General features: G+C 70.5%; 13 protein-coding genes and 1 pseudogene. 2 read left to right on the plus strand and 12 right to left on the minus strand.

Features of this window, described 5'->3' with window-relative positions:
- Both ABZ887_RS25200 and ABZ887_RS25205 read right to left on the minus strand, forming a co-directional pair.
- Positions 1 to 771, minus strand: coding sequence for a DUF72 domain-containing protein (locus tag ABZ887_RS25200; RefSeq protein ID WP_361293126.1), 771 nt, complete (start codon positions 769 to 771; stop codon positions 1 to 3).
- A 19-nt stretch (positions 772 to 790) separates the two neighbouring features.
- A complete protein-coding gene (locus ABZ887_RS25205; protein ID WP_361293128.1) occupies positions 791 to 1885 on the minus strand; it encodes a DUF5925 domain-containing protein in 1095 nt (364 codons plus the stop codon).
- A 197-nt stretch (positions 1886 to 2082) separates the two neighbouring features.
- On the opposite strand from ABZ887_RS25205, the gene ABZ887_RS25210 reads away from it, so the two are divergent.
- Complete coding sequence (locus tag ABZ887_RS25210) at positions 2083 to 3507, plus strand: xylan 1,4-beta-xylosidase (protein WP_361293130.1); 1425 nt, start codon at positions 2083 to 2085, stop codon at positions 3505 to 3507.
- A 15-nt stretch (positions 3508 to 3522) separates the two neighbouring features.
- On the opposite strand, the gene ABZ887_RS25215 is transcribed toward ABZ887_RS25210, so the two are convergent.
- The 6 genes and pseudogenes from ABZ887_RS25215 to ABZ887_RS25240 form a co-directional block, all read right to left on the minus strand.
- Positions 3523 to 7371: a lipopolysaccharide biosynthesis protein gene (locus ABZ887_RS25215; protein WP_361293132.1), complete on the minus strand. Its 3849-nt coding sequence runs from the start codon at positions 7369 to 7371 to the stop codon at positions 3523 to 3525.
- Positions 7364 to 8164, minus strand: coding sequence for a polysaccharide deacetylase family protein (locus ABZ887_RS25220; RefSeq protein WP_361293134.1), 801 nt, complete (start codon positions 8162 to 8164; stop codon positions 7364 to 7366). Before ABZ887_RS25220 ends, ABZ887_RS25215 begins: the two co-directional genes overlap by 8 nt.
- Complete coding sequence (locus ABZ887_RS25225; RefSeq protein WP_361293136.1) at positions 8157 to 9155, minus strand: glycosyltransferase family 2 protein; 999 nt, start codon at positions 9153 to 9155, stop codon at positions 8157 to 8159. The genes ABZ887_RS25220 and ABZ887_RS25225 overlap by 8 nt, the downstream gene beginning before the upstream one ends.
- Positions 9152 to 9973: a glycosyltransferase family 2 protein gene (locus tag ABZ887_RS25230; RefSeq protein ID WP_361293138.1), complete on the minus strand. Its 822-nt coding sequence runs from the start codon at positions 9971 to 9973 to the stop codon at positions 9152 to 9154. The genes ABZ887_RS25225 and ABZ887_RS25230 overlap by 4 nt, the downstream gene beginning before the upstream one ends.
- Before the next feature lie 425 nt (positions 9974 to 10398).
- Complete coding sequence (locus tag ABZ887_RS25235) at positions 10399 to 10764, minus strand: hypothetical protein (RefSeq protein WP_361293140.1); 366 nt, start codon at positions 10762 to 10764, stop codon at positions 10399 to 10401.
- 234 nt (positions 10765 to 10998) lie between these two features.
- A pseudogene (locus ABZ887_RS25240) lies at positions 10999 to 11880 on the minus strand (S8 family peptidase); the annotation flags it as partial.
- Between the two features lie 655 nt (positions 11881 to 12535).
- On the opposite strand from ABZ887_RS25240, the gene ABZ887_RS25245 reads away from it, so the two are divergent.
- The gene (locus tag ABZ887_RS25245; protein ID WP_361293142.1) at positions 12536 to 13336 is read left to right on the plus strand and encodes an SGNH/GDSL hydrolase family protein; all 801 of its coding nucleotides are present in this window, start codon (positions 12536 to 12538) and stop codon (positions 13334 to 13336) included.
- A gap of 26 nt (positions 13337 to 13362) precedes the next feature.
- Here ABZ887_RS25245 and ABZ887_RS25250 read toward each other — a convergent pair whose 3' ends face one another.
- From ABZ887_RS25250 to ABZ887_RS25265, 4 genes are read right to left on the minus strand one after another with little or no spacing between them, the layout of a single operon-like run.
- Positions 13363 to 14973, minus strand: coding sequence for a serine/threonine-protein kinase (locus ABZ887_RS25250; protein WP_361293144.1), 1611 nt, complete (start codon positions 14971 to 14973; stop codon positions 13363 to 13365).
- 45 nt (positions 14974 to 15018) lie between these two features.
- Complete coding sequence (locus ABZ887_RS25255; protein WP_361293304.1) at positions 15019 to 16737, minus strand: nickel transporter; 1719 nt, start codon at positions 16735 to 16737, stop codon at positions 15019 to 15021.
- A gap of 29 nt (positions 16738 to 16766) precedes the next feature.
- Positions 16767 to 18359, minus strand: coding sequence for a tetratricopeptide repeat protein (locus ABZ887_RS25260; RefSeq protein WP_361293146.1), 1593 nt, complete (start codon positions 18357 to 18359; stop codon positions 16767 to 16769).
- A gap of 25 nt (positions 18360 to 18384) precedes the next feature.
- Entirely contained in the window at positions 18385 to 19911 is a 1527-nt protein-coding gene (locus ABZ887_RS25265) for a DUF4331 domain-containing protein (protein WP_361293148.1), read from the minus strand.
- Positions 19912 to 20068: the final 157 nt, after the last annotated feature.

The following is a 20068-nucleotide window of genomic DNA, read 5'->3' on the forward strand; positions in this document are numbered from 1 at the left end:
TCAGCCGCTCGTGCTCAGTTCCGGCGTACGGGTCACCGTCAGCCCTGCCCGTTCCGCCGTCCTCCCGAACGCCACCGCGTCCCGCACCGCCGCTCCGCCCGGGTCGTTGTTGAAGTACGCGTAGATGTCCGCCTTCTTCGGGTACGCCGTGGCGATGCGGTCGATCCACGTCTCCAGGGAGCGGCGGCCGTAGCGGGGCCAGGGCTGGGCCCGGCCCTCGTGGAAGCGGAGGTAGGCCCAGTCGGTGGTGCGCCAGAGCGGGGTCATGGGGTGGGCCTGGATGTCGGCCCAGCACAGCGCCGCGCCCCGGGACTCCAGGACCTCGCGGGTCTCCCGCGTCCACCAGGAGTCATGGCGGGGTTCCACCGCGACGCGAGTGCCGTGGGGGAAGCAGGACAGGCAGGCGTCCAGCAGGCCCGGGTCCGCCCTGAGCGTCGGTGGGAGCTGGAGGAGGACCGGGCCCAGCCGGTCGCCGAGGCCCGCCGCGTGGGTCAGCAGGCGGTCGACCGGCTCCGCGGGATCCTTGAGGCGCTTGATGTGCGTGAGGTAGCGGCTCGCCTTGACCGCGATCACGAAGTCCGGCGGGACCCGGTGCCGCCAGGACGCGAAGTTCTCGCGGGTCGGGAGCCGGTAGAACGCGTTGTTCAGTTCGACCGTGGTGAACTGCTCCGCGTAGGCCTCCAGCCACGAGCGCACGGGCACGTCGGCCGGGTACAGGACGCCCCGCCAGTCCTTGTACTGCCAGCCCGACGTTCCGACGAAGAGGGGCATACCCCTATCAAAGCACCGGCTAGAGGTACAGGCCCGCGTCCGCGCCCTCCCGCGCCCCCGGTACCGAGGTCGGCGCGGTGCCCCGGCGCAGTGCGTACAGCTCCGCCAGGGTCGCCCCGTCCCGGCCCACACCCTCTTCCGTACCGAGCCAGCTCACCGCCTCGCGGTGGGTCAGCGGGCCCACCTCGATCCGGGCCAGGCAGCGGCCGGGGCGGACCACGGCGGGGTGCAGCCGCTCCAGGTCCTCGTTGGTGGTGACGCCGACCAGGACGTTGCGGCCCTGGCCGAGCAGGCCGTCGGTGAGGTTCAGCAGCCGGGACAGCGCCTGGCCCGCCGTGTGCTTGGCCTCGCCGCGGATCAGTTCGTCGCAGTCCTCAAGGAGCAGCAGCCGCCAGCGGCCCTTGCCGGCGCCGTCCTCCTCGCCGATCGCGATGTCCATCAGGTAGCCGACGTCGGAGAAGAGCCGTTCCGGGTCGAGGACGCAGTCCACCTGGCACCAGTCCCGCCAGGACCGGGCGAGGGTGCGCAGGGCGGAGGTCTTGCCGGTGCCCGGCGGGCCGTGCAGCAGCAGGAGCCGGCCCGCGATGTCCTCCGGCGTCGTCTTCATCAGGCGGTCCATCGCGTCCGCGACCGGTGCCGTGTAGTTGGCGCGGACCTCGTCCCAGGTGCCCGCGGAGATCTGCCGGGTGGTGCGGTGCGGGCCACGGCGGGGCGAGACGTACCAGAAACCCATGGTCACGTTCTCCGGCTGCGGTTCCGGCTCGTCCGCCGCGCCGTCCGTCGCCTCGTTCAGCACCTTGGCGGCCAGCTCGGCGGTGGTGGCGGTGACGGTGACGTCGGCGCCCCGGTTCCAGCGGGACACCAGCAGCGTCCAGCCGTCGCCCTCCGCGAGGGTCGCGCTGCGGTCGTCGTCGCGGGCCACCCGCAGCACCCGCGCCTCCTTCGGCAGCAGGGTCGCCCCGGAGCGCACCCGGTCGATGTTGGCCGCGTGCGAGTACGGCTGCTCGCCCGTCGCGAAACGGCCGAGGAACAGCGCGTCGACGACGTCGGACGGGGAGTCGGAGTCGTCGACGTTGAGCCGGATCGGCAGCGTCTCGTGCGGCTTGGCAGACATGCCGCCATGATCCGTCACCGGGGCCCGTGGCGCACCCGTTTTCCGAAGTGGGAGGGGAGTGTCGGGTGCGCACCGAGCTTCCGGAGTATCCCGGAGCGGTCACGCACGCAGCCCCGGCGCGCACCCGCTCCTGTTACACAGCTGTCGATCGCCGATACCTGCCCCCGGGGCGATTTCCCCCATTACTGTTGTCCTTGATGGGACGTCATGGGTGGAATTCGGGGGCTCGGCGGTGGCGGCTCACCGCCCTGCTCGGGGTGGGTGTGGCCGCTCTCGCCCTGATCGTGACACTGGTCAACACACTTCCCGGGGGCGGCACCGGCACCGCGGGCACGACCCGCGACGGCGACAAGGTGCACGGCACCCCCGCCACCCCGCCGGACACCACCGAGCCGTACGTGGGCTGGGGCTTCACCCACACCCAGTACAGCGCCGACGAGGGCAGCGCGAAGGCCACCCAGCGGGTCGAGGACCTGCTCTCCCAGGACGCGGGGCTGCCGCAGGACCAGGCCGTCATGGGCTGGGGCGCCGACAACCCCGAGCCGGTGAAGGGGCGTTACGACTTCGGCGCGCTGGACCGCCGGGTGGACTTCATGCGCAGGTCGGGCGGCACCCCGGTGATCACCCTGTGCTGCTCCCCGGACTGGATGAAGGGCGGCGAGGCGGGGGTGGGCAACACCGACTGGAGCCAGGCCGCCCTGGAGACCGCGCCCACCCCCGACCACTACCAGGACTACGCCGACCTCGCCGCGACCGTCGCCCGGCGCTACCCGGACGTACGGCACTTCATCGTCTGGAACGAGTTCAAGGGCTTCTGGAACAACGCGAAGGGCCGCTGGGGCTACGAGGGCTACACCGAGCTCTACAACCTCGTCTACAAGGCGTTGAAGGCCGTGAACAAGGACATCATGGTCGGCGGGCCGTACCTCGTGATGGACAGCTTCGACCCGCGCCAGACCGAGAACGCCTCCACCACCCTCAAGGGCGACTGGGGCGTGATGGACCAGCGGGTCGTCGACGCCTTCGACTACTGGAACACCCACAAGGCCGGCGCCGACTTCGTGGTCGTCGACGGGTCCAGCTACACCAACGACGACGACCTGCTGCCCGACGAGTTCGCGGCCACGGACAAGTTCACCGCCGTCAGCGAGTGGGTGCGGGGGCAGACGCACGACCTGCCGCTGTGGTGGGCCGAGTACTACGTCGAGCCCGCCGACGGCCAGGACGAACGCACCGGCTGGACCGAGGACCACCGGGTCGCCGTCCAGGCCACCGGCATGATCGCCCTCGTCGAGGGCGGCGCCGACTCCGGCTTCTACTGGAACCCGGAGGACGAGAAGGGCGGCGACTGCGCCGGCTGCCTGTGGAGCACGACCGACAGCGGGGACGGCGGGCAGGCCCTGCCCATGTACGACCTGGTGTCCCGGTTCGGGAAGGCGTTCCCGCCGGGGACCAGGTACGAGACGGTCTCCGTCGCCAAGGACGACGTGCCCAACGTCCGCGTGCTCGCCGGCGACAGGACGATCCTGGTGGTCAACACCCTCGACCGGGCGATCAGCGCCCAGGTGGACGGGAAGCGGTTCGACATGAAGGCCTACGAGGTCAAGTGGCTCACCAGGTGAGCCACTTGAACCCCCTCAGTTGAGCGTCAGGAACCGTTGCGCCAGCGACGCCAGCAGCACCGCGAGCAGCGGCAGCGAGAACCAGAAGCTGCCCTGCAGCCACCGCAGTTGACGCACGCCGGGCCAGACCGCCACCCGGACCACCTCGCGGGCCGTCAGCAGCAGGATCAGCGCGACGGCGGCGAGACCGCCGATCACCGACCACGGCGTCCAGGTGATCCGCGGCCCGATCGGCCCCGGATCCGGCTTCGCCACCGCACCCGCGGGCTGCTTGCGCAGCGCGTACATGGTGGCGTCGTCGTTGACCAGGACCTTCGTCAGATCCTGCCGGTTGTCCAGGTTCTGGATCAGCCGGCTCTCCCATGTCGCCGAGTAGCCGGCGTCCATCTGGAGATAGGTGACCTGACTCCTGTTGATCATCAGATACGAGTGCGGACCGGCGTCCTTCAACGCCTTGACCAGGCTCGACACCAGCACCGGGTCGGTGGGCGCCAGCGTCGGCACGTAGTCGACCCGCTCCATGTCCTTCGCGCCCCACGGGATCGCCGGGGTCACGTCGTTGACGGTGTCGTTGCTCAGCCACAGCAGCCGTACCGTCGGCTTGTCGTGGGCGTAGACGTAGTCCATGGCGGCGACCTCGCCGGGCCGGACCCGCTCGAAGGACTCGTTGCCCCAACGGGCCACCAGGAAGCCGCCCATGAGCAGCAGCCCGGCCAGCAGCGCGGCCACCGGCGCCAGGCTGACCTTGTCCCGCTCCCGCTCCTTCGCCGTGGCGCCGGTGCGCGGGAACAGGGCGAGCCCGGCGAGCAGGGCCGCGCCCGGCAGAGCGAACATGAAGACCCGCAGCGCCATCTCGCCGCCGTAGGACTGCATGCCGAAGCCCAGGAACGGGACGAACGTCAGGACCAGCAGGGAACGCTCGCGGTACTGGTGGAAGCGGCGGCGCCACCAGCCCCAGACGGCGAACGTCATCATGCTCCCGGCCAGCAGGACCCGGACGTACAGGACCAGCTTGTGGGTCGAACTCCCGCCCTGGATACGGCCGGAGACCGAGGTGGAGACATTGCTGCCGACCCCGCCGACCCCGCCGAACAGCTCGTTGAAGTGCCCGGACCAGTACGGCTCGGCCATGAAGCCCAGCCAGACGGCCGCCACCACCCCGAACAGGATGGGCAGGCCCCGCAGTTCGGACCTGCCGATCAGGACCAGGACCGCCAGTACACCCAGCATCACGAACGGGGTGAGCTGGTGTGCCGGGACGGTCGCCGCGTACAGGCCGACCAGCACCATGAGCAGCACGGCCTGCTGACGGCGGTTCGTCGGCTCGACCTCCGCCTCGCCGGGCCGGAACCTCGTCCAGATGACCTGCGGGGCACGGAACCAGACGAGCAGGATCGCCACGAACATCAGGTAGAGCAGGTACGTGAAGCCCTGCGGGGAGAAGTAGTCCTGGCCGACCCAGCCGCACAGCACGAAGATCCAGATACCGGTCCACTTCGCCCGCCAGCTCGCCCGCAGCGACCGTACGAGCAGGAACATCGGTGCCAGATAGGCGAGTTGGATGAACGTCGGCCACCAGCGGATGACCTCGGTGAAGTCCGTGACCCCGCACGCCCGGCCGATGAACGCGGCCGCCGCGAAGAAGCCCGGCCAGCTCCAGCGGGCGTCCAGGTCCGGTACGGCCGAGCCGGTGCGGTCGATGTAGTCGATGAACCCGAGGTGCTGCCAGGCGGTCGGGAAGCGGGGTTCCGTCTCGATCACGGCGGGCAGGGCATGGAGTGACACGACCGTCGCCAGCAGGGTGACCAGGAGCAGTGCCCTGTGCTCCCGGCGCAGCCACAGCAGCGCGGCGAACACCGTGATCAGCAGCGCCGCCCCGACCAGGGTGGGCAGCGGCAGCACCGAGATCAGCCCGAGGCCGCCCATCCGGTCCAGGTCGGCGTCGTCGAGCCGGGCCGCCGGCACCCAGTAGAGCAGCAGGGCGGCGACCAGGAGACAGCCGAGGACGACTCCCGAGCGGGTGGGCGTCAGCCGCTCCCGCAGCGGGCGCGCGGGCGCGGGCTCCGCGGGAGCCTCGGCCGGCACCGCCGCCTCCTCCGACCGGGACCCCGACTCCGACCCCGGTCCGGATCCCGGCTCCGGCTTCGGTACGGCCGTCTTCGTGAACGGCGCGTCGACCTCCGCCTCCTTCAGCAGCGAGACCTCGGCGGGCCCCAGCGAGGCCTCCGCGTGCGGCTCCCTCTCCTCCACCGGCAACCCCAGGTTCCGCGGCGGCCGAAGCGCCCACGTCGGCCGGTCCTCCGGACGGACAACGGGTGTACCCGTGGGCGGAGTTCCCGGCCCCGGCCGGACGTCCGGGCGGCGCTCCACATGGTCGAAGTCCACATGGATGCCGAGGGCGAGGGTGTCGGTGTCCAGCGCCCAGGCCGGGCCCCGCCTGCGCGGTGCGGCGGCGGGCCGCACCTCCCGTGCCCCCAGGTCGGCGAGGTCGCCGTCCGGTGCCGCGTCCTCCGGGATCTCGGCAGGGGCGGCCCGGAGCGTCTTCCACAGCCGGGGCGCCGCGATCGCCACGATCACCGCGAGGCTGGAGATCTCGGCGACGCCCGCGCCGGTCAGCCCCATCCGGGGGAGCAGCAGCAGGGTCAGCCCGAGCACCAGCAGGCACAACAGGCCCTGCAGCCAGGCGAGTCCGGCGGTGCGGCTCTGTGCGCGCAGCACCGCGAAGTACGTCTCCATCACGACCCGGAGCAGCGCGCCGACCGCGAACCAGCGCAGCAGCGGGGTCGCCGCGTCCGCGTAACCGGGGCCGAAGACGCCGAGGATCCAGGGCGCCCCGAAGAACAGCAGCGCGCAGATGGGGATCATGAGCCGGGCCATCCGCTTCAGCGCGGCCCGGGTGTTGCCGGCCAGGCGGGTCGGGTCGTGGGAGCCCTCGACGGTCAGCGAGGCGCCCATGTTGATGGCGAGCAGGTTGGTGGTGCCGCCGATGGTGGTGGTGATGTAGAAGTACGCGTTGTCCTCGGAGCTGACCTGCGAGGCGATGATCACCGGGATCAGGTAGACCACGGCGAGGGAGAACAGCGAGCCGGTGTAGTCGCCGGCCAGGAACTTGCCGATCTCCCGCAGCGTGGGCGGTTTCGCATGGTCCTCGGTGGCCTTGATGTGCCGGGGCACCAGGCGCCGGAACACCAGCCAGCCCAGCGGGATGAACGAGGTGGCGATCGCCGCGACCCAGGAGACGAAGACACCGGCCGTCGGGATCGCCACGGACAGGGCGACCAGCAGCCCCAGCTTGACGGCCGAGAACACGGTGTTGCCCACCGGCACCCAGGGCGCGTTGCGCAGCCCGGTCAGTACCCCGTCCTGGAGGGTGAGCAGGTTCCAGGAGACGACCGCGACGACGAACCCGAGCCCGTTGAGCGGCCCGTGCAGGAAGCGGTACGACGGCCCCCACACGTTCAGCGTCAGCAGGAAGGCCCCGGCGGCCGTCGCCACGATCAGCGAACTGCCCGCGTAGGTACGGAAGATGAGGCGTCCGGTGTGGCGGCCCGCCACCGGGATGAAGCGGGCGAGGGCGCCGGTGAGGGTCACCGCGGTCAGGCCCGCGAGGAACTTCATCGCGGCGATCGCGGCGGAGCCCTGGCCGACGGCCGATTCGGAGTAGTAGCGGGCCGCGGCCAGCCAGAAGCCGAGGCCCAGGACGGCGGAGATGCCGGTGTTGAGCATCAGCGCGTAGGCGTTCCGGAAGAGTGGACTGCCGCCGGACGAGCCGCCCCGTCCGGGCAGGCGAAGACGGCGCCCCGACTGCTCGGGCGCCGACGTCTCGGTTGTCGCGGTCTCGGTTGTTGTGGTCGTGTCAGACACGGGAACGGATGGCCTTCCGGCGGACCTGGCGTGCTCTGCGGAGAACGGCGTAACCCTTGGTGAGGGCACGGTCCCTGGCGAAGTTGCGGGCGACGGCTCGGCCTTCGAGCAGTCGCGTGAACTCCTCGGCGTCCGTGCTGCGGCGCACGGTGACGCGCTGCAGCGCGAACGGACCCTGACGGCGGCGGGCGAGGCCGTTGCCGACGGCGAGCGCCTGCGCGTACCCGGCCGCCCGTACGGCCTGCCGGACCCGGCTGCTGGAGTAGCCGTACGGGTAGGCGAACGAGTCGGGCGCGGCGCCCAGTTCGCCGGCGACGATCTCCCGGCAGGGCACCAGCTCCGCGCGCAGCCGGTCGTCGTCCAGCTGGTCGAGCTGCGGGTGGGTGTGGCTGTGCCCGCCGATCTCGCAGCCGGCACCCGCGAGTTCGCGCACCTGGTCCCAGTCGAGCATGGCGTCCAGGCCGCCTCCGGTGTCGTACGCGCCCCTGATCCAGCCCGTCGAGACGAACAGCGTGGACGCGAAGCCGTGCTTGGCGAGCACGGGCAGGGCGTGCCGGTGCACGCCCTCGTAGCCGTCGTCGAAGGTGATCAGGACGGGACGGTCGGGGAGCGGGCCGCCCGAGCGCCAGCCGGCCGCCAGGGCGGCCGTGTCGACCGGGGTCAGGCCCAGGTCGCCGATGAGCGCCATCTGCTCGGCGAACGCCTCCGGTGCCACCGACAGCGCGCGGGTGGCGTCGTTGGGCGAGGTCGCCACCGAGTGGTACATGAGGATCGGGACCGGGGCCTCAGCCATGGGAGCCCTCCTCGATCCCGGCGACGGCGAAGGCCGCCCCGCCCCGCCGGGCCCGCACGCTCCCCACCACGTAACCGCCCGCCGCCGTCAGCACCCCGGCGACGATCGCGCCCGCCCGGCCCGCACCGCCCGGCCGGGCCAGCAGTGCGTCCCGCAGGCCACGAGCGACCCCCGCGGGCAGCACACGCGTGGTGTACCGGCGTTCGGACTCCAGACCCTTGCCGGCGCCGACACTGCGGGCAACCAGGGCCTTGGAGAGGCCCTCGGCGTAGGCGCGGGTGCGGAAGTACCCGAAGTGCTCGCGGGCTTCCGGGACCCGGTGGTGGATCACCGCGCGGTCGTCGATGAGGAGGACGGCGTCCGGGCGGGCCCGGGTGAGGCGGATGCACAGCTCCGTCTCCTCGCAGCCCAGCGGGCGCTTGTCGCCGTCGCGGCCGATGCCGGTGGCGAAACCGCCCGCCGCGTCGAAGGCCGTACGCCGGAAAGAAGCGTTTCCCCCGAGGACGTTCCGGACCCGGACGCGGCCCGCGGGCAGCCCCCGGTAGGTGCAGCCGACGACCCAGTCGAACTCCTCCGGGAACCAGTCCGGGCGGCGGCCCGAGGCCCAGACGGGCATGGTCCGGCCGCCGACCGCCATCACCCTCGGGTCGGCGTACCCCTCGGCGAAGCGGCGCAGCCAGTCCCGCTCGGCCACGGCGTCGTCGTCGAGGAAGGCGATCACCTCGCCGTAGGACGCGGCGATACCGGTGTTGCGGCCCGCGGACAGGCCGCGGGGGCCCGCGTTGGCGAGCACCCGCACCCCCGTGGCCCCCGTGGCCTCCTTGTACTCCTTCGTGAGCCGTTCCAGGAGCGCCGGGTTGTGGTCGACGACCAGCAGGGTCTCCAGCGCCGGATACGACTGGGCGCGCACCGAGGAGACCGCCGCGAGGATGTCCTCCCAGCGGTCCTCGGTGTACACGCAGATCACGACGGAGATGTCGGGATCGCTCAAGACGACTCTCCCTGGCCCGTGGTGAGCATCGGGGAGTGCCGCACCTGCCGGCGCAGGTCACGCCGGTTGGAGCGCTCCTTCAGGATCACCTTGAGCACCCGGAGTCCGTCGCGGACGGCGCGCAGGTTGCTGGTGCCGTGGATGCGGAGGTACTCGTAGCTGGGGATCTCCTGCACCTTCAGGCCGGCCTTGACCACCCGGATGTTGATCAGGGTCTCGATCTCGAAGCCGGTGCAGTCGAGGTCGATCTTGTCGAGGCAGTGCCGCCAGAAGGCGTTGTATCCGTAGCAGAGGTCGGTGTAGCGGGCGCCGAACTTGCGGTTGACGACCGTGCACAGCGCCCAGTTGCCCAGCTTGCGGATGAAGGTCATGTCGTCCGTGCCGCCACCGTTGGCGAAGCGCGAGCCCTTGGCGAAGTCGGCGCCCGAGACCAGGGCGGAGACGTACGACACGATCTCGTGGCCGTCGGCCGAGCCGTCCGCGTCCACCATGACGATGATGTCGCCGGTGCACGCCTCGAATCCGGTGATCAAGGCATCTCCCTTGCCCTTGCCACTCTGTTCGACGACTTTCACTTCGGGCCACAACTCCCGCGCTACTTCCACGGTGTTGTCGGTGGAATTACCGTCCACAAGAACCACTTCATGTATCCAGCCGGGAAGTGTCTTGAAGACGTAGGGGAGATTCTCCGCCTCATTCATGGCGGGGATCACCACGCTCACCGGCGGTGTGATGGCCAGGTGAGAGGAGATCGGCCGGTATTCGGGCGCCATTAACGGATCTTGGCCCGAGGCCGGTGTACGCAGAACAGAACTCATGAGTCTTGTCCCTCTCGTCCGGTGGACCGCCCGCCCCTTGGGCGGCCCGCTTCTGTGTCCGGTTCGAAAGGGGGGTTCTTCTCACCCGTGCTACGGAAAACGGGTCTCCGTATCCGCAGGTGAGCTGGCAAAGCTGGCCGGTCTGCCGACAGACGGCAGCCGGTCGCGCGGCACGACTCGGAAACGACAGTGGTCACACGAGAAACGACAGTGGTCATTGCAGTCACCGAGCACGGCACCCCCCTACCGCGCCCCGCTCCGGAACATCGCGGTCCTTGAGCCCTCCCCTAGAGCCGCTTGATGACGATCCGATGCGGGTGAGATATACGACGGTATTGATGATTGGACCAGTATGGCAAGACCTGGAAGTGGGTCTCACGTTTTTGTTGGTTTGGCCGTTACGAAACTTTGGCCGACCTTGTTCTTCAACTCGAACGGATATTCCCGGCTCGCCGGTGCATCCGTTTTACAATGCGTTCCACCGGTCGCAGAAGTACCAGCAGAAGCAGCAGAACGCTGATCGCGGTCACGGCGACGATGCCGCCGCGCCAGGACCAGCGGTGCACGGCGAGCATCCCCTGGGCGATCAGCATGTCCAGGGCGACCGCACCCGCCAGCGCGGTGAGCACGCGGGCGAACGGATCGAGTCCGCGCAGCGCCAGACCGATCGCCGCGGTTGGCGCGGCGATCAGGAAGAACAGCGCGAACGACCCGCGCAGCGGCGAGCCCGAGTCGGTGAGCGCGAGCAGCGCACCGGTTCCGGCGACGCCTGTCGCGGCCCCCGCGAGCACGGGCCTCAGGTCCCTCCCCGGTCCTGGCCGTGCCGGTTCGTCCGCTGTTGATGATGTCTTGAGCCGTATGGTCTGCATGGCCGACTTTGCCCCCCAAGGCGTCGGATGCCGGGCTTCAATGTCGCGCAGCCGAACTGGAGGCGTCAAGCAGGTCTCCGGACATGACCGTTCCCCGGAGACACCTGATGCCTCCGGGGAACAAGTCGCTCGATTCCGGTGTCTACCGGTGATCGATTACGACACGAGCTTCAGGAGCTTGTTGGGCGAGCCGGTGCCCACGCTGGTGAGCACGTTGGACGTGGCGCCGTTGACCAGGGCCGTGGCGACCTGGGCCGGGGTGGACGAGGTGTGGCCCGCGAGGTAGACGGCGGCCGCTCCCGCCACGTGCGGGGTGGCCATCGAGGTGCCCGACAGGACGGCGGTGGCGGTGTCGCTGGTGTTGTAGCCCGCCGTGATGGAGGAGCCGGGCGCGAAGATGTCCAGGACCGAGCCGTAGTTGGAGTAGCTGGCCCTGGCGTCGGAGCTGGTGGTGGCGCCGACGGTGATGGCGGTCGAGACCCGGGCCGGGGAGTACGAGGAGGCGTTGGCGCTGCTGTTGCCGGCCGCGATCGCGTAGGTCACCCCACTGGCTATGGAGTTCGCGACCGCGGTGTCGAGCGAGGTGGAGGCCGAGCCGCCGAGCGACATGTTGGCGACCGCCGGGGTGGTGTGGTTCGACGTCACCCAGTTGATGCCCGCGATCACCCCGGCGGTCGTACCCGAGCCGCTGTTGTCCAGCACCCGCACCGCGACGATGTTCGCCTTCTTGGCGACCCCGTACGTGGAGCCGGCGATGGTGGTCGCCACATGGGTGCCGTGGCCGTTGCCGTCGGAGGCGGTGGTGTCGCCGTCGACCGCGTCGTAGCCGTAGGAGGCGCGGCCGCGGATCTGGGTGTGGGTGATCCGCACACCGGTGTCGATCACATAGACGGTCACCCCACTGCCCGCGGTGTCCGGGTAGGTGTAGGTGCCGGACAGCGGAAGGCTCGCCTGGTCGATGCGGTCCAGGCCCCAGGGGGCGCTGGACTGGGTGGTGTCGGTCAGGCGGGACCGTTTGGTCTGCCCGACCGCGGCCACCACCGGTCGGCGGTTGGTCTCGCGGCCGTGATTGCCGAGAGCTTGGCCGATTGACGCCCTCTCCAGCCCAGGGGCTGGAGATTCCGGTCCGTACCGCTTCGCGGTACCACCACGGGTTCCTGCTTCACGGGCCCTTGCCGGTCTCCGGGGAGATCGGTCTTACACGGGCCTCCACAGGCGTCACTTTCCGCCCGTCCGGCGGTAGTTCCGCCAACTGTGTTGTCGGACAAGGCGACTTTAGCAGCGGTTCTGCGCCCCTCCGGGCTGTCGGGACGGGGATGCCCACCGCTCCACCCTGAAGCGTGGAGCGGTGGGCAAGAGTTCGATAGCGGCCGTTGGTGGCCGCGCGGGCAGCGCGCGCCCGGGTCGGCGCGCGCGTGTGGGGGTGTGCGCGCGGCTCCGCGCACACGGACCGGGAGCGTCGCGTTCCGCTCACGGACCGAGTAAAGAATCGGTTTTCCCCCGGCGAAGAACAAGGGAGTTGACGACCTGTCACGCACCTGTCATGGACACGCAATCAAACGCGCCGGGAACGCGCGGAATCGGTCCGGTTGGGGCTGGTTGAGAACCCGAACTGTTTTGGCATGGACACTTCCCGTCAACACGCGTAGTTGGTACGACAGTTGTGGCAGAGATCCTGCTAAAGGGAGGTTCCATGAGACGTTCCCGAATTACGGCATACGTGACTTCACTCCTCCTCGCCACCGGCCTCGCCCTCACCGGGGCGGCCGCGACGGAAGCGCAGGCCGCGACCGGGGGCTACGTGGCACTCGGCGACTCGTACGCGTCCGGCGTCGGCGCCGGCAGCTACATCAGCTCGAGTGGCAGCTGCGACCGCAGCACCAACGCCTACCCCTACCTGTGGAACGCCGCCCACAGCCCGTCCTCGTTCTCGTTCCTCGCGTGCTCGGGCGCCACCACCGACGACGTGCTCTCCGGCCAGCTGGGCACACTGAGCTCCACCACCGCCCTGGTCTCGGTCACCATCGGCGGCAACGACGCGGGCTTCGCCGACGTCATGACGACCTGTGTGCTCAGCTCCGACAGCACCTGCCTGTCCCGGATCAGCACCGCCGAGGCGTACGTCGACTCCACGCTCCCCGGCAAGCTCGACAACGTCTACGACGCGATCAGCGCCAAGGCCCCCAACGCCAAGGTCGTCGTCATCGGCTACCCCCGCTTCTACCTGCTGGGCACCACGTGCCTCGGTCTCTCCTCGACCAAGCGCACCGCCATCAACAACGCGGCCGACTACATCGACACCGCGATCGCCAAGCGCGCCGCCGACCACGGGTTCACCTTCGGCGACGTCCGCAGCGCGTTCTCCACCCACGAGATCTGCTCAAGCAGCTCCTGGCTGCACAGCGTCAACTGGCTGAACATCACCGAGTCGTACCACCCCACCGCGGCCGGCCAGTCCGGCGGCTATCTCCCGGCCCTGACCAGCAACGCGTGACCCTCGGCTCGTCGACCCTCGGTACGTCAGTACGAGCTTGACGGCGAAGGCGAAGCGGAGGCCCCGTCGCTCGGGGTCTCCGTCGTCGTGGTGCAGGTGACCGAGAACGGCACCGAGTTGGACGTCGTCTCCACCGGGCTGCGCACCTCGACGGCGATCGCGTCGCTCAGCGTCCCGCTGTCCGACCAGGTCGTCACGGTCACCCTGGTCTGCCGGGTTTTCCCACCGCCGTCCGGGAAGGACAGCGTCTTCCAGCCCTGGTCGTCGAGCGTCCCGTCCTTCAGCACCCACCGGTACTGCACGTCCTCCGGCACACTCCCCACCGTGAACGTCGCCGTGAACGAGGGCGCCTGCGCGGACGACGGCGGACAGGCCCCTGAATAGTCCGTGCGCGACCCGGCCACACTGACCTTCACGCTCTGCGCGGGCGCGCTGCTGCTCGCGGACTCGGACGGGGACGCCGACGGGGACTCCGACTTGGTGCTGCTGCTCTTGCTGGGCGCCGGCGAGCTGAGGTTGCTGGCCGACTGACTCGCACTCGCGTTGCCGTTGCCGTCGCCGTTGTCGCGGTTGAGGAGGGCGTACGTCAGCCCGCCGAGCGCGAGGACGACCAGCACCAGTCCGACGAGCAGCACGGTGCCGGCCCTGCGGTTGCCGTCGGGGTACGCGGCGGCCGGCCGGGTGTCCGTCGGAGTGGTGGGGGTGGTGGGCGACGGGGGCGTGGGGAAGGACGGCTGAGGCTGCCGGGCGACGAGGGTCGGGGTCTCGTACGGCGCCGGGACCGGCACCGTGGCGGCCGTGCTCGGGGTGCCCCCGGCCGCGACCAGCCGCAGGTCGCGCTCGGCCTGTTCGGCCGACAGCCGCTGCGCCGGATCCTTGCGGAGCAGCCCCTCGATGACGGGGGCGAGCGGCCCGGCCCGGTACGCCGGCGGCAACTCCTCGTCCACCACGGCCCGCAGGGTGCTCAGCGGGGTGTCCTGCCGGAACGGCGAGGTGCCCTCGACCGCCGCGTACAGCAGCACACCCAGGGACCACAGGTCGGACTCGGGGCCGAACGCCCGCCCCAGCGCCCGCTCCGGGGCGAGGAACTCCGGTGAGCCGACCACCTCGCCGGTCATGGTCAGCGCCGAGCTGCCCTCGACGGTGGCGATCCCGAAGTCGGTGAGCACCACCCGGCCGTCGTTCGACAGCAGGACGTTGCCCGGCTTCACGTCCCGGTGCAGCACCCCGGCGGCGTGCGCGGCCCGCAGCGCGGACAGCACCTCGGCGCCGATGCCCGCGGCCCGCTGCGGGGACATCGGCCCCTCCGCCTCCAGCACGTCGGCGAGGGACACGCCCGGGATCAGCTCCATGACGATCCAGGGCCGTCCGCCCTCCATCGCCACGTCGTACACCGTCACCACGTTGCGGTTGGCGACCCGGGCCGCGGCCCAGGCCTCCCGCTCCAGACGCGCGTACATCCGCTCGACGTCGTAGCCGGGCAGCCCGGCCGGCGCCCGGACCTCCTTGACGGCGACGTCACGGCCCAGCACTTCGTCCCGGGCCCGCCACACGGTACCCATGCCGCCCTCGCCGAGCGGGGACAGCAGTCTGTAGCGGCCCGCGATCACTCGCTCACGGCCCGGCTCTTCGGTCACGGGTGCCCCCCACGGCAGCTCGCAAGAATTCATGACAAACGTAACTCAGAGGAGCGCGGATGCGGCCCCCTTGAGCACCAGCCCGACGCCCAGGGCCACGACCACGAGTGCCGAGGCGAGCGGGGTGGTCCTGCGGACCAGCGTGGCCATGGGGTGGGTGGTCCAGCGGGGGCGTTTGTCCATCACCCGAGTCATTCCCGTACCCAGCTTGACGACGGCGAACCCGGCGGCGGTGAGGGTCAGCGCGAGACCGACGCCGTAGGCGATGACGAGAAGCAGTCCGAACCAGGCCTGGCCGAGGGCGGCGGCGCCGACCAGCACCACGACGGCGGAGGGGCTGGGGACGAGGCCGCCGGCGAAGCCGAGGAGGATGGTGCCGCGGAGGGTGGGGGCCGTGGAGTGGGTGTGGGTGAACCCGCCGTGACTGTGCGGCAGGTTGGTGTGGCCGTGATCGGGGGCTGCGCCCCCGGACCCCCCTTCGGCCTGGACGGCCTCGTCCTCAGACGCCGGACGGGCTGCAGAATGTGGCTGAGCGCCGTGGTCGTGGTCGTGGTCATGAGTGTGGCCGTGCTCGTGGTCGTGACCATGGTCGTGCGTGTGGGCGTGGGCACGGGCGTGTGTTCCGACCAGGGCCAGCTCTCGCTTCTCGGCCGTCGCGTGCGCGTGGGCGTGCCCGTGCTCATGGTCGTGATCGTGCCCGTGGTGATGGTCGTGTCCGTGAGCGTGGTCATGGTCATGGTCGTGGTCATGGCCGTGGGCGTGGGCGTGTTCGTGGGTCCTGTTGCGCCAGGCCCTGCGGGTCAGGTTCGCGCCCGCTGCCAGGACCATGAGGCCGCTCGCGATGCCCAGCCAGGCGATCACCGACGGGGTGGCCGCCGAGCCCGCCGTCACCAGGATGCCCAGGGCGACCACGCCCAGGGTGTGGGTGACCGTGACCGACGCGGCGAGCGGGAGGACGTCGCGGAGCCGGGCGCGGCCGCCGCGGGCCGCCGCCGTCGCCGCCATCAGGGTCTTGCCGTGGCCCGGTGCGAGGGCGTGCATCGCGCCGAGGACGATCGAGATGAAGAGCGCGAGCACCGCGAAGCCGACGGTGAGGTGGTTGCGGGCGACCAGGTCGGTCAGGGCCTGGGTCCAGCGGTCGATGCCCCGGGGGAGGATCTCGGCACCCGGGGTGACCTGCCGTTCCGTGGCGAGGGCCGGGCCGCCGGGCCGTACGCGGACGGCGGCGGTGGTGATGTCGGCGGGGGAGGAGAGCAGGTCCTTGGGGTAGCTGGTGAGTTCGTGGGAGACGGACGTCTTCGGTACGTCCGTCCTCGTCAGCGTCATCCGGTCGCTGCGCGCCGTGATCTCCCGCCAGCCGGGGCCGCTGTCGGTGCCCGCGCTGTGGAAGGTGAGGGTGGCCGTGGTGCCCTTGGGGAGCGGCGCGGTGAACCGGCACTCCACGCGCAGGGTGTTCAACCCGGCCTGGCCAGGACGGAGTTCGGCGTGGCTCTTGCCGACGGTGAGCGGCGTCGCCCTGCCGTCGACCGTGAGTTTGCTGCCGTCCGCCGCCGTCGTGCAGCGCTGCTCGGCCCACTTGGCCATGCCCAGCCGCTTCAGGTCGGGCTTGGCCTGGGTCGCCGGGATCTCGGCGAGGTCCTCGACGTGGTCGACACGGAGCTGTCCGGGGGCGGCGACGAGACCGTCGTACTTGTTGACGGTGAAGTTGCCGAGCGGGTGTGCGCTCGCGGCCGTGCCGGACAGCAGTGTCGCGGCGCAGGCCAGGGTGAAGACGGCGGCGGTCCGGCGGAGGTTCACTTCGAGTCCTCCAGCGCCTTGCGGGCCGTACGGGCGCCCAGCGGGGAGAAGCCGGGGTTGAGCTTGAGGGCCTTGGTGAGGGCGGCCCGGCCGGCCGCCTTCTCGCCGTTCGCCAGCTCGATCATGCCCTGGTGGTAGAGGAAGGAGGCGTTGTGGTAGCCGGTGGCGGTGGCCTGCCGGGCGTACGGCAGCGCCTCCTTGTCCTTGCCGTTGACGTGCAGGGCCCAGGCCAGCGCGTCCGCCGTGTGCACGGTGTGGCGGCGGGCCCACTCGGCGCGGGCGGCCTTCAGCGCCTCGGCCTTGTTGCCGTGGTCGGCGGCGGCCAGGGCGGTGTCGAGGTCGGCGTTGACGCCGTTGGCGCGGGCGAGCGCGATCCAGGCCTCGACGAGCGCGTACTGGTCCTCGGCCTTCTCCTTGTCGCCCTTGGCGTTCCGGTCCTCGTACAGCTCGCCGAGCTCGACGAGGGGCTGGGGGAGCGGGTAGCGGGAGACGACCAGTTCCATGCCCTTGATGGCATCGGCCCGGTCGCCGCTTGCCGCCTGGGCGCGGGCCCGGCCCTCCAGCGCGGGAAGGTAGTTCTCGTCGGCGGCCAGGGCGCGGGCGTAGTAGTCCAGCGCGCTCTTGTAGTCGCCCTGGTTCCAGGCGAGCAGGCCGAGCTGCGCGGCCACGTAGGAGGTGTCGCCCTTCGACGTGGCCGTGGACAGGGCCTGCTGCAGCACCCGCTGGGCGCCCTTGACGTCACCGCGCAGTTCCCGCACATACGCGTAACGGGTGAACACCGGTACGCCGGGCTTGCGTTGGTCGGCCAGGTCGGCCGCCTTGCTCGCCTCGTCGTAGCGGCCGAGTTCGACCAGGGCGTCGATACGGGAGGACAGGGCGTTCGCGCTGTACGGATTCTGCTTCAGGGCCTGGTCCGCGTAGGTGAGGGCCTGCGCGAACTCGTGCCGGGCGGCGGCCAGCGCGGCCTCGGCGGCCAGCGCCTGGTCGTTGTCCGGGGTGATCTGGAGGGCGCGCTTGAGGGACTTCTCGGCCTGCGGGTAGCGGGACGGGTCACCCTTGGTGCGCGCCTGTTCGACGTAGGCGAGGCCGAGGGTGGCCCAGCTGTCGGAGTCCTTCGGCTGGGTGCGGAGATGGGCCTGGAGGGAGGCGATCGTGGTGGCGAGGTCACCGCTCGCGAGCAGCGCCGGGTCCACCGCGCTCGACGTGGCCACCGGCGCCGCGGCGCCGTCCCGGGCGGCCCCGAGGGCGATCGCCCCGCCGGTCAGCGCGATGGCCATCAGCACGGCGGAGCCGGCGAGCCGGGCGCGCCGCCAGTTCCGCCCTGCGGCGGCGAACCGGCGCAGGGCGGTGACGCGCTCGTCGTCCTTCGTCTCGGCGGGCTGCTTGTCGTTCGTACCCGGGGCCATGCCCTCTCCTAGTAGCTGTTCGCGCGAGGCGGCGCGGCCCGCGCCGTGGGGGATTGGGTGGGTGCGGGCCGCGCCAGTAAATGGGGGGGGCACGTCGAGCGCCCCGTAAGGGGCGCTCGACGTGCCCCCGGCCGGAGGCTGGGGGAGGAACTGCGCGATCGGCCACCGCCAACCCGCAGTCACCCGACTGCCCTGAGGGGAAAGGCGCTTAGTACGGCCGCTGCATCCGCCGGCGCCACCAGCCGAACGCCGTGCCGATCAGCAGCACGCCCGCCGCACCCGCGGCCGCCGATCCCGCGATCAGCGTCATGTTGCTGTCACTCGAACCGGTCAGGGCGTCGCCGAGCGCGCTCTTCGTGCTGCTCCCGGCCGCGCTCTTGGCGAGCGCACCGCGCGAACCGGCCGTCGGCTCGGCCACGTACGGGAAGTACTTCTCGAAGCTCTTGTCGTTCTTGTCGACCGCGTCGCCCAGGTCGTTCTTGGAGCCGACCAGTTCGCCCTCGACGACCTGCAGCGCCTCGTCGATCACGTCGTCGGTGAGCCGGCGCCCGTTCGGGAAGCCCTGGTTGTCACCGTCCAGCACACCGAGCCGCTTGGGCTTGGCGGTGGGCTTGATGGACGTGTTCAGACGGAGCATCTCCGACGGCTTCGCCTGCGGCTGCAGCGTGTTGAGGCCCTTGACGCCCGTGAGGAACACGCTGACGAGGTCGTTGCGGGGCTCGGACGGCGCTTTGATGTTGTAGATCGCCTCGATGAGCTTCGGCAGTTCCGGGTTGGTGACGTTCTTCGCGAACTGCGCGTCGTCCTTGGGCTGGGACGCGTTGAACTTGTCCTTGTCCTTCTGCGGGTTGACGACCTCGTTGACCAGCGGGTTGCCGAGGCGCGACACCTGCGAGTAGTAACCCTGCGCGTTCTTGCGCTGGGTCGTCGCGTAGATGCCGACGGTCGGGCGCGACGCCGACTGCCGGATCAGGTCGTTGGGCACCTGCAGGGCGATCGTGTTGACGTTGTAGCCCTTGAGGGTGTCCCGGCCGACCTCGGACAGGTTGCCGCCGTACAGCAGGTCGAAGACGCGCAGGTCGGCGAAGAACGGGTCGTCGGCCTGGCCGGCGAAGGTCGCTCCGCCGTTCGACGTCTTGTAGATGGCCTGGGAACGCAGCTTCGCGTAGTCAGGCATCGACGCCTTGCCGACGTCCGACGGGGCCGCCGGGATGTCGCTGGCGATCCTCGTCGTGCGCTGCTGCTTGCCGTTCTTCAGCTTGATCAGGTCGAGGTTGTACGACTGCGTGACGTTCAGGTCGGGGTCGGTCAGGTTGTCGACCACTCCCGTGTTGTAGAGGAACGTCTTCTTGTTCTTGATCTGGGTGCGGAAGGTGTAGCGGAAGATCAGGTCGTCCAGCGCGTCACCGTTGTTGTCGATGTGGATGTCGTACTGGGCGTCGTCGGCGAACTGGTAGAAGTTCGGGCCGCCGGCCGGTTCCTCGAAGGGGATGTAGTCCGACACGATCGTCGTGGTGTCGGGCTTGTCCGGGCTGACGAACGCGTACAGGTCCGTGTTGTCGTACTGCGGGGTGCCCGAGATGAGCGGGGCCTCCCGGTGGGAGGAGGCGGAGGCCGCCCCCGGTTCCAGCACGGCGACGCTGGCGGCTGTGATCGCGCCGGTCGCCAGGGCCCCGCAGATGAGCGTGACAAGGCCCTTGCGCCCCGTGCCGCTCCTGGAGATTAGAGGTGTCATGCCGTCCGTCCCTCGGTCCCAACTTGCTTGACGGACGGGTATACGGAGCAGGAGGGCTGTTTGGATTGGTCCGAAGAAAAAAATCTTTTTTTCATGGTCAACCCGCGTTTCAGGCGCCCACGTACGTACTTCTGCCGGAGGTGCGTCAGTTGCGAAT

It is taken from the genome of Streptomyces sp. NPDC047061, assembly GCF_040643955.1.
Taxonomy (GTDB): Bacteria; Actinomycetota; Actinomycetes; order Streptomycetales; family Streptomycetaceae; genus Streptomyces.

Bases quoted from the DNA above. Each gene is read 5' to 3' on its own strand.
- ABZ887_RS25200 (WP_361293126.1), bottom strand. From the start codon at position 771: ATGCCCCTCTTCGTCGGAACGTCGGGCTGGCAGTACAAGGACTGGCGG.
- ABZ887_RS25205 (WP_361293128.1), bottom strand. From the start codon at position 1,885: ATGTCTGCCAAGCCGCACGAGACGCTGCCGATCCGGCTCAACGTCGAC.
- ABZ887_RS25210 (WP_361293130.1), top strand. From the start codon at position 2,083: ATGGGACGTCATGGGTGGAATTCGGGGGCTCGGCGGTGGCGGCTCACC.
- ABZ887_RS25220 (WP_361293134.1), bottom strand. From the start codon at position 8,164: ATGGCTGAGGCCCCGGTCCCGATCCTCATGTACCACTCGGTGGCGACC.
- ABZ887_RS25230 (WP_361293138.1), bottom strand. From the start codon at position 9,973: ATGAGTTCTGTTCTGCGTACACCGGCCTCGGGCCAAGATCCGTTAATG.
- ABZ887_RS25245 (WP_361293142.1), top strand. From the start codon at position 12,536: ATGAGACGTTCCCGAATTACGGCATACGTGACTTCACTCCTCCTCGCC.
- ABZ887_RS25265 (WP_361293148.1), bottom strand. From the start codon at position 19,911: ATGACACCTCTAATCTCCAGGAGCGGCACGGGGCGCAAGGGCCTTGTC.